This is a genomic window from Antarctobacter jejuensis, from assembly GCF_052266595.1.
In the GTDB taxonomy this organism is placed as follows: Bacteria; Pseudomonadota; Alphaproteobacteria; order Rhodobacterales; family Rhodobacteraceae; genus Antarctobacter; species Antarctobacter jejuensis.
Genome location: NZ_JBQQXJ010000021.1, coordinates 57318 through 67150 on the forward strand (window position 1 = coordinate 57318; position 9833 = coordinate 67150).

A 9833-nucleotide genomic window follows, 5' to 3' on the forward strand; every position below is an offset into this window, starting at 1 on the left:
GGACACCATGCGAACTTTGAAACTGTCACTTGCCATGCTGGCAACCACGGCCATGACGGTCCCGGCATTCGCCGAAAGCCATCTGCCGATCGTTGACAAGCCTCTGGAGCTGACGATCCACATGCACTGGCCTCGCGCCCAGGGCTATGGCGTCGGCGGCGATACTTCCAAGATCTATCCGGTTGAGGAAGTGGCGCGCGAAAAGACCAACATTCACCTCATCGACAAGACCTCGGGCCGCAACACCAAGGACAACAACGAGGCGATGAACCTGCTGCTCGCCACCGGCGACCTGCCCGACATCGTCGGCGGCAACCTGATCAAGCAGCCGGTCAACCAGTACGGTCCCGAAGGCGCCTTTGTGCCGCTGAACGATCTGGTCGAAGAGCACGCCCCGAACATCAAGGCGTGGTTCGATGATCACCCGGAGATCTGGGATGCGATCAAGGCCTATGACGGCAATGTCTATTACATCCCCTATCTGCCGGACGGCAAATATGCCCGCGCGTGGTTTGTCCGTCAGGACTGGCTCGACAATCTGGGGCTGGAACGTCCCGACAATGTCGAAGAACTGTACGACGTGCTGGTGGCCTTCCGCGACCAGGATCCGAACGGCAACGGCGAAAAGGATGAAATCCCCTTCTTCGTCCGCGACTGGGAAGAGGTTCTGCGCCTTCTGACGCTTTGGGATGCACGCTCGACCGGGGCAGACGTCTATCACCAGTTCTATATCAAGGACGGCCAAGTGGTGCACCCCTATGCGCAAGAGGGGTATCGTGACGGGCTGGCCAACATTGCGAAGTGGTATGCAGAAGGCCTGATCGACCCCGAGGTGTTCACCCGCGGTTCTTCGGCGCGCGACTACCTGCTGGGCGAAAACCTGGGCGGCATGACGCATGACTGGTTCGCGTCCACCTCCGGCTACAACGTGGCACTGGCGGACAAGGTTGACGGCTTCAACTTCATCCCTTTCCTGCCGCCGAAATCGGCCAGCGGTAAGCGGATCGAAGAAAACCGCCGGATTCCGATGAAACCCGATGGCTGGGCAATCAGCTATTCCAACGATCATCCGGTCGAGACCATCAAGTACTTTGACTACTGGTTCTCGGAAGAGGGCGCGCTCCTGGCCAACTTCGGCGTCGAGGGCAAGACCTGGGATCTGGTCGACGGCCAGCCGGTCTACAAGCCGGAAGTGCTGGAATCGGGTCAGCCGGTGAACAGCCAGATGTATCTGGAAGGCGCACAGGTCTATCGTGGCTATCCGCAGGACTACCGCTATGAGTGGCAGTGGACGCGGGACTCGGCGCGCGATGGGATCGAGTTGTACGATACCCAGGATCTGCTGGTTGAGCAGTTCCTTGGTGTTGCGTTCAACAAGGAAGAGCAGGCTGTCTATGACAAGTACTGGCCGACCATGCGGACCTACATGCTGGAGCGCCAGCAAGCCTGGATCCTCGGCTCGGGTGACATCGTGGCAGACTGGGACGACTACATCTCGACCCTCAACAAGATGGGTTACGAGGACGTGCTCGAGGTCATGAACTCTGCTTACGAGCGTCAGTACGGCGGCTAAGTCCCCCGACGTTTTCAATGACAATCAGTGCGGCCGATAATCGGCCGCACCACCCCCCTTATGTCCAAAAGAAAGACCTCAGAGATGCCCGGCGCCTCCGTTCCCCTGCTCGATGAACCCAAGACAGGCCGCCTGACCATTCAGTACGCGCCAGATGAAGGGACCGACATTGTCGAGAACCCGCCACGGTTTACCTGGCTGCCGGTGATCGAGGACGAGGCGCAATACGTGCTGCGCATTTCGACCGATCCGAAGTACCCGACCGAGGCGACGCACTTCTACTGCCGTCTGCCGATGAATTTCTTCACGCCCGAAGTGGCCTTGGCCCCGGGTGACTATCACTGGTCCTACGCGGTCTGTGATCCGGAAACCGGCAAGCCGGCCACCTCGTGGAGTTCCGACCGCCAGTTCACCATCCCCGAGGGGCTGCCGGAGTCGCCGCTTCCCTCGCGCAAGGCGCGTTTTGCCAAATCAGCGCAGGATCACCCACGCCTGTGGCTGACGCAGGATCGGCTGACAGAGTTCCGTACGGCCGTGAAGGCCGACCCGGACCATTGCACATGGTCCAGTTTCTACGAGAAATCCGTACTGCCGTGGATGGACCGCGAGGTGATGAAGGAGCCTGCGGGCTATCCGAACCACCAGCGCGTCGCCCCCGTCTGGCGCCAGACCTACATTGACCTGCAAGAGCACATGTACGCGGTGCGCCACCTTGCCATCGGCGGTCAGGTGACCGGCGATCAGGCGATGATGGACCGCGCCAAGGCCTGGCTGCTGGAAGCGGCAAGCTGGGACCCCATGGGCGTCACCAGCCGCGCCTATACCGACGAATGGGCCTATCGGGTCACCAATGCGCTGTCCTGGGGCTATGACTGGTTGTATGACCAGATGTCCGAGGACGAGCGTGCGCGGGTGCGCGCCTCCCTCCTAACGCGCACCCGCGACATCGCCGAACACGCGATCCTGAACGCCAAGATCCATCTCTTTCCCTATGACAGCCACGCGGTGCGCTCTGTGTCGCTGACGCTGATCCCGGCCTGCATCGCGCTTTTGGGCGATGACGAAGAGGACGAGGCGCGCGACTGGCTGAACTACTGCATCGAATTCCTCGCCACGGTCTATTCCCCGTGGGGCGATTCCGATGGCGGCTGGGCCGAGGGCACGAACTACTGGATGATGGGCATGGCCTATCTGATCGAGGCGGCGAACCGGTTGAAAAGCTATACCGGCATCGACCTCTACAAGCGCCCGTTCTTCCGCAACACCGGGGATTTCCCGCTGTTCTGCAAAGCGCCCAACACGCGCCGCGCCACCTTTGGCGACGACAGCACGCAGGGCGATCTGCCCTGCATCAAGACTGGGATCAACCTGCGGCAATACGCAGGCGTCACCGGCAACGGGGCCTACCAGTGGTATCACGAAGAGCTGATGCGCCTGAACCCGGGCACCGAGGGTGCGTTCTATAACTGGGGCTGGTGGGACACGAATTTCGACGAGTTGACCTATCTGACCGATTTCCCGCTGGTCGAGGCAAGCGATCCGCCGTCGGGGATGCGCCATTTCAGGGGCATTGGCTGGGTCGGTATCCAGCACGCGATGGCCAATCCGGATGAGCACATCCAGTTCGTCTTCAAATCGTCCAAGTATGGCTCCATCAGCCATAGCCACGGTGATCAGAACGCCTTCTGCATGGCGGCCTACGGCGAGGATCTGGCCATCCAGTCCGGCTATTACGTGGCCTTCAATTCGACGATGCACCGCAAGTGGCGGCGTCAGACCCGGTCCAAGAACGCGATCCTGATCAACGGCAAAGGCCAGTACGCGGAAAAGGACAAGGCCAAGGCGATGGCCGCCACCGGCAAGATCCTAGCTGCCGAAGAGCATAAGGATCACATCTACATCAAGGGTGACGCCACCGCGGCCTATCAGTCGCTGTCGCCCGAGGTCACGCTGGCAGAGCGTGAGGTCTATTTCGTGCGCAACAGCTATTTCGTGATCGTCGACAAGGTCGACGCATCAGAGCCGGTCACGGTCGATTTCCTGCTGCACGCGAACCAGCCCTATGAGCTGGGAAAGACCTCTTTCCGCAACACGGGGGAGCGCGCGGGATTCTACGGTCAGGTTGTCTGGTCCGAAGCGGGCAAGCCTGTCTTGACGCAGGAAACCGGGTTCCCGGATGTCGACCCCGCCGATTACGAGGGCCTGCCGGTCAGCACCTGTCTGCACGCGCAATACCCTGCAGCCACGCGCCACCGGATCGCCACGCTGCTGGTGCCGTACAAACTGAGTGAGCCCAAGCGGATCTTCAACTTCATGGATGACCAGGGCTATGACGCCGATCTCTATTTCACCGATGCCGACGAAAACACCTTCAAGGTCGTGATGAAGAAACTGGCCAACACCTGACCCGTTGCGCCTTGCGGTGCTGGCCCTTGAGGGCCGGTGCCTCAGCGCAGACCACGTCGTGGAGAGACAAAATGACTGTTAAGAACTACTTCCCCGCAAACGAAAACGCTCTGTACGATGCAGGCGGCGGGCTGACCCGAAAGGTCGGCGCCTACAACGATAACGCGATGGTCGTCGAAGTGCATTTCGAAACCGGCACCGTGGCCGCGCGTCACCACCACCCTCACGAACAGATCACCTACGTGATCTCGGGCAAGTTCGAGTTCACCGTCGGCGATGACACTTACATCGTGTCTGCCGGGGACTCGCTCTACAAGCAGCCCAACGTCGTACACGGCGCCACCTGTCTCGAGGCGGGGACGCTCTTGGATATCTTCACGCCGCACCGCGAAGACTTCCTCTGATTCAATCAAAAAACACCAGAAAACACTAAAGGGAGAACAGGGTATGACCAAACCCGTAATCGGCTTCATCGGTCTCGGCCTCATGGGCGGAAACATGGTTGAGAACCTTCAGAAAAGGGGCTTTGAGGTTGTCGTCATGGACCTCAACAAGGACGCCGTCAAAAAGGTGCTCGACCGGGGCAATGCCAAGGAGGCGGCTTCTCCCAAGGAACTGGCTGAGGCAAGCGACATCGTGATGCTCTGCCTGACCACCTCCGAGGTGGTGGAAAAAGTCGTCTATGGTGACAACGGGATTCTGGCCGGCATCAAGGAAGGCGCGGTCCTGGTTGATTTCGGTACTTCCATTCCGGCCTCGACCCGCAAGATTGGCGCGGACCTCGCCGCCAAGGGCGCGGGTATGGTCGATGCACCGTTGGGCCGCACCCCGGCGCATGCCAAGGACGGCCTGCTGAACATCATGGCCGCCGGTGACAAGGAGACCTTCGACAAGATCAAGCCGGTGCTCGACGAGCAGGGCGAAAACGTCTTCTACCTTGGCGCGTTGGGCGCGGGTCACACGACCAAGCTGATCAACAACTTCATGGGCATGACCACCGTCTGCACGATGAGCCAGGCGTTCGCCGTGGCCGACCGTGCCGGTGTCGACCGCCAGCAGCTGTATGACATCATGTCGACCGGCCCGTCGAATTCGCCCTTCATGGGGTTCTGCAAGAACTATGCGGTCGATGGCGTCAGCGATCTGGGGTTCTCGATCAACAATGCCAACAAGGACCTGGGTTATTTCCTGAAGATGGCCGAGGATCTTGGCACCCGGGCAGAAATTGCCGAAGGCACCTCCCATAACCTGCAGGCTGCTGTGGCAGCGGGGCTGGGTGACGGCAACGTACCGGAAATCTTCGACTATTTCCTGAAGCTTGGTAAATAAGTCGCTCGATCCGGTGTGACGCGCGGCAGATCGAACCAGTCATTCAAAGAGGCGGGTAAGAGAGACCATGAAACTTCGGAGAACGACGGCAATCGTGATCCGCGCCCATGTCGACATCGACGGAGGCATGCTTTTCAGTTGATCCGACACCTCCCGTGCGCGCCCTGGAGGAGGGCGCGCATGGGGCACCCCCGACACCCGAAATCATCACCGAGACACCAAGGGAGGACCCGATGCTGTCCGCTTACCAAAACGCACGCCTGTCGTTCATATGTACATCGGCCACAGCTCTGCTGATCGGCACCGCCGCGGTTGCGCAAACCGCCTGTACTGATCTTTCACAATTGCAGATCGTTTCGGCCAGTGACGATGGCACCTTTGACAAGACCAACGCCCCTGCAATGGCCATCGACGGCAGTTTCGCGCCGGACTCGCGCTGGTCATCCAAGGGGGAGGGCAAGGCGCTCACACTTGATCTGGGCGCGCCGCAGTTGCTCAAAGAGGCCGGGTTGGCCTTTTACAAGGGCGATGAGCGGCTGAACATGTTCCGGCTAGAGGCCTCTCTGGACGGGGAAACCTATGTTCCGGTGTTGGGAGACACGACGACGAAGGGCGGAACCACGGCAATCGAACGCGTGGATATCGAAGACGTCGAGGCCCGCTATTTGCGCGTCATCGGTCTGGGCAACGAAAAGAGCGCGTGGAACAGCGTGCTTGAAGTGCAGGCCTTTGGCTGTGGGTCCGGGGCCATCATGGCCACCGGTGACGGCAGCGACGTGGCGCGTGTTGCGGGTGTCGGTGCCTTTGGTCTGAAGACGGATGTGCCCCCGTCCGAAAACTTTGATCTGAGCCGCTGGAAGATCACTCTGCCCGTGGATCGGGACGGCAATGGCAAGGTGGATGAGATCGAGGAGACCGCCCTGCAAGGGTGGCAGGACACTGAATTCTTTTACACCGACCCCGCAACCGGCGGCATGGTGTTCCGCGCGGTGCCCGGCGGAAAAACCACGCAGAATTCCAGTTACGTCCGCTCTGAACTGCGCGAAATGATCCGTGGCGGCGATACGGCCATCGGCACCCGCATCGACGACGGGACCCCGAACCCGAACAACTGGGTTTTCGGCAGCGCCCCGGCAGAGGCGCAGGCGCTGGCAGGCGGCGTCGATGGTGTCATGCGGGCCACGCTGGCGGTCAATCAGGTGACCCGCATCGGCGAAAAGGGAAAGGTGGGCCGCGTCATCATCGGTCAGATCCACGCGAAGGACGATGAGCCGATCCGTCTGTATTACCGCAAGCTGCCAACCAATAAGTTCGGCGCGATCTATTACGCACATGAGGCGGTGGGCAAGGACGACATCTGGGTCAATGTCATTGGCGACCGTGGCGATTTTGCCGAGAACCCGGCAGACGGCATCGCGCTGGACGAGGTGTTTTCCTACGAAATACGTGTCACCTCGGAAGAGGTGGATGGGACGGTCAAACCCCTGCTGCATCTGTCGATCACCCGCGACGACGGTACGGTGATCACAGCGCCGCCCTTTGACATGAGTGAAAGTGGCTACAGCCACGGCAAGGACTTCATGTACTTCAAGGCCGGGGCCTATTCGCAGAACAACACCACCACCTGGCCGGAACGCGACTTTGACCAGGTGACGTTCTTTGCCCTGGACGTCGAGCACGATTGATCGACCTCACCCTGGCGGGCAATCCGGGGCGCGCGGTGACGCGCGCCTTCCGGACCGGATGGGGAATGACGAGTCATCTGGCTGAAAACAATGGCGGAAAGCAAAGGAGTGACTTTCCAATGAGCGATTTCCCGAGCGTGCATGCCGATAGCACTTCCGGCGTCCTGTTTGCGGCCGCGCCGGAGCCGGCATCAGGAATGACTGCGTCGCAACGCGGCCGGGGAGAATTGCTGTGACTGAAACGAACGCTCCTCACATCCTTTGTATCGGCGAGTGCATGGCCGAACTCGCTCCGCTGGAGGTATCCGGCGATTTTCGGCTGGGGTTTGCCGGCGACACGTTCAACACCGCTTGGTATCTGCGCCAGTTGCAGCCGGATATTGAGGTCTCGTATCTCAGCGGCGTCGGCTGCGATGACATCTCCGACCGAATGCTGCGGTTCATGCAGGAGGCCGGTGTCGGCACGACGCATGTGAGCCGGCACCCCGGCCGCAGTGTCGGGATGTATATGATTTCGCTGAATAATGGCGAGCGCAGTTTCTCTTATTGGCGCGATACCTCTGCCGCCCGTCTTCTGGCCGAGGATGACGCCGCACTTGGCGCAGCCTTTGCGAGCGCGAATTTGATCTATTTTTCGGGCATCACCCTTGCCATCCTCGACGATGCCGCGCGGAGCAGGCTGTTGCGGCGGCTGGAAGTGGCGCGGGCGATGGGCAAGACCGTCGCCTTTGATCCCAACCTGCGTCCACGACTCTGGCCGGATGAGGCGCGGATGAAACAGGCGATCACCGAGGGTGCCAAGGTCAGTGACATTCTGCTGCCGTCGTTCGAGGACGAAGCCGCACATTTCGGCGATGCCGATCCGGTCGCGACAGCCGAACGTTACCGTTCTGCGGGGGCGTCGACCGTGGTGGTCAAGAATGGTCCGGATCCGGTGTATGTCTTGCATCAAGGCACGCGGTTCGAGGTTGCCATTGCGCCGGTGTCCAAGCTGATCGACACGACCTCCGCCGGGGACAGCTTCAACGCCGGATTCCTTGCAGACTGGGGCAGTGACGTCCCGATGAGCGCGCGGGTCCAGAAGGCGGCTGCGGTCGCGGGACAGGTTGTGGGCGGAAAAGGCGCCCTTGTCCCGCTCGACAAGGACCGGCTTTCCCTTTCATCCCAAGGCAGGGCCGGATGATGGCCGGGCGTGGCGCGCCACCGCGTAGTCTGCGCAGGATATTCGCGTTGGAAGACTTTGAACCTGCCGCCCGTCGCAGGCTGCCGCCGCCGATTTTTGGCTATGTTGCGGGCGCGGCGGAGACCAACGCCTCCTACGACGACAATCGCAAGGCCTTTTCCGAGATCGGGTTCTTGCCAAAGGTAGGTGTCGACGTGTCGGCCAGATCCCTGTCCTGCAAAGTGATGGACCTGGACTTTGACCTGCCGTTCGGCATTGCTCCGATGGGGGTATCCGCCCTGACCGCCTATCGCGGCGATCTGGTCCTTGCGCGCGCCGCGAATCAGGCCGGGATCCCGATGGTCATCAGCGCCGCCTCTCTGATCCCCTTGGAAGAGATCGTCGCCGCCGCGCCAAGCGTCTGGTATCAAGCTTATCTCCCGCACCGTCCGCCGGACATCGCGGCGTTGTTGGATCGGGTCGCCCGGGCGGGCATTGAGACCCTTGTCGTGACGGTGGACAGCGCCGTCGTGCCCAGCCGCGAAAACAACCTGCGCACAGGCTTTCGCACGCCGCTGCGTCCCAGTCTGTCGCTGCTCTGGCAGGGGATGAGCCATCCTCGCTGGGCCTTGGCCACCTTCCTGCGAACGTTCCTGCAGCACGGTCCGCCGCATTTCGAAAACGCAACCGCCACGCGCGGGGCTCCGTTGCTGTCCCGGCAGGCCGTGCGGGATTTTTCGGGGCGTGAGCATCTGAGTTGGGACATGCTGGCCGAGGTGCGGCGCCTCTGGAAGGGCCGGCTTGTACTCAAGGGTATCCTGCACCCCGACGACGTGCGCCGGGCTGCTGATCTGGGGGTCGAGGGCGTGATCCTGTCGAACCATGGCGGACGCCAGCTGGACGGCGCCGTTGCGCCTCTGCGCGTCCTTGCGGCGGCGCGAAAGAGGGCAGGGGGTATGGCCGTGATGCTGGACGGCGGCGTGATGCGCGGCACCGACATCCTAAAGGCGCGGGCCTTGGGCGCGGATTTCGTATTTGTCGGCAGGCCGTTCAATTTCGCCGCCGCGATCGCGGGCGAAGCGGGTGTGTGTCACGCCATCGAGTTGCTCAGGGTCCAGCTGTGCGCCGATCTCGGCATGCTGGGCGTGACTGATGCAGCAGATCTGGACAGATCGCTGTTGTTCTCAAGTGATTTCGGCGAAATGAGATTGTCTGAGGATTGAACGGCAGATCAGCCGGTTGAGGAGAGTCCCGGTCGGTTGTGCAGCTGTCCGAGTCCACCTGTGGGTTGGGATGCGAGGGCAAAGGGAGGGTGATACCCTGTGTGACCTCCAAAAAGTGGCATGTCCATAGATCGAGTGCAAACTCTCACATCGGCCACAAGGTATGATGTGAATGGTGCCCGGGGGCGGCATCACAGAGCAATAGAACTTCAAGGGCTTACGTAACGGTGGGACACTTTTCCATCCAATAGTTTGTTGGACTATTCCGGCTTGAAGTCCCACTGCGCGGGGCGACCCACCAAGCTCGAAGTACTTTTGTGGCCGCTGACCTGTTGATTTCCGCTGAGAAGTGACCCGGTAGCCCCCCAGATTTTCACTGAGAACTGACCCATGTGAACACGTTGCCCCGACGGATTTGGTCGGGGAGATATGGAGTGATCGACATGGGATTTTTG

General features: G+C 60.9%; 8 protein-coding genes. All 8 read left to right on the forward strand.

Annotated elements, in window-relative coordinates; translation table 11 throughout:
* Positions 1 to 7: 7 nt before the first annotated feature.
* The 8 genes from ACTXGA_RS21805 to ACTXGA_RS21840 all read left to right on the forward strand — a co-directional run bounded on the left by ACTXGA_RS21805 (position 8) and on the right by ACTXGA_RS21840 (position 9378).
* The gene (locus tag ACTXGA_RS21805; RefSeq protein ID WP_443396830.1) at positions 8 to 1573 is read left to right on the forward strand and encodes an extracellular solute-binding protein; all 1566 of its coding nucleotides are present in this window, start codon (positions 8 to 10) and stop codon (positions 1571 to 1573) included.
* 84 nt (positions 1574 to 1657) lie between these two features.
* Positions 1658 to 3979 (forward strand): heparinase II/III domain-containing protein, encoded by a 2322-nt coding sequence (locus ACTXGA_RS21810; protein ID WP_443396831.1) that lies wholly within the window; start codon positions 1658 to 1660, stop codon positions 3977 to 3979.
* A gap of 71 nt (positions 3980 to 4050) precedes the next feature.
* Positions 4051 to 4383, forward strand: a complete 333-nt coding sequence (locus tag ACTXGA_RS21815; protein ID WP_443396832.1) for a cupin domain-containing protein — start codon at positions 4051 to 4053, stop codon at positions 4381 to 4383.
* A gap of 43 nt (positions 4384 to 4426) precedes the next feature.
* On the forward strand, positions 4427 to 5308 hold the full coding sequence (locus ACTXGA_RS21820; protein ID WP_443396833.1) for an NAD(P)-dependent oxidoreductase: 882 nt from the start codon (positions 4427 to 4429) through the stop codon (positions 5306 to 5308).
* Between the two features lie 233 nt (positions 5309 to 5541).
* A complete protein-coding gene (locus tag ACTXGA_RS21825; RefSeq protein WP_443396834.1) occupies positions 5542 to 6993 on the forward strand; it encodes a polysaccharide lyase family 7 protein in 1452 nt (483 codons plus the stop codon).
* Complete coding sequence (locus ACTXGA_RS21830) at positions 6990 to 7229, forward strand: hypothetical protein (RefSeq protein ID WP_443396835.1); 240 nt, start codon at positions 6990 to 6992, stop codon at positions 7227 to 7229. The genes ACTXGA_RS21825 and ACTXGA_RS21830 overlap by 4 nt, the downstream gene beginning before the upstream one ends.
* The gene (locus ACTXGA_RS21835; protein ID WP_443396836.1) at positions 7226 to 8176 is read left to right on the forward strand and encodes a sugar kinase; all 951 of its coding nucleotides are present in this window, start codon (positions 7226 to 7228) and stop codon (positions 8174 to 8176) included. The genes ACTXGA_RS21830 and ACTXGA_RS21835 overlap by 4 nt, the downstream gene beginning before the upstream one ends.
* A 47-nt stretch (positions 8177 to 8223) precedes the next feature.
* Complete coding sequence (locus ACTXGA_RS21840) at positions 8224 to 9378, forward strand: alpha-hydroxy acid oxidase (RefSeq protein WP_443396837.1); 1155 nt, start codon at positions 8224 to 8226, stop codon at positions 9376 to 9378.
* The last annotated feature ends 455 nt before the right edge of the window (positions 9379 to 9833 follow it).

Coding starts and splice junctions, on each gene's coding strand:
- ACTXGA_RS21810 (WP_443396831.1), top strand. CDS start 1,658: ATGCCCGGCGCCTCCGTTCCCCTGCTCGATGAACCCAAGACAGGCCGC.
- ACTXGA_RS21815 (WP_443396832.1), top strand. CDS start 4,051: ATGACTGTTAAGAACTACTTCCCCGCAAACGAAAACGCTCTGTACGAT.
- ACTXGA_RS21805 (WP_443396830.1), top strand. CDS start 8: ATGCGAACTTTGAAACTGTCACTTGCCATGCTGGCAACCACGGCCATG.
- ACTXGA_RS21820 (WP_443396833.1), top strand. CDS start 4,427: ATGACCAAACCCGTAATCGGCTTCATCGGTCTCGGCCTCATGGGCGGA.
- ACTXGA_RS21825 (WP_443396834.1), top strand. CDS start 5,542: ATGCTGTCCGCTTACCAAAACGCACGCCTGTCGTTCATATGTACATCG.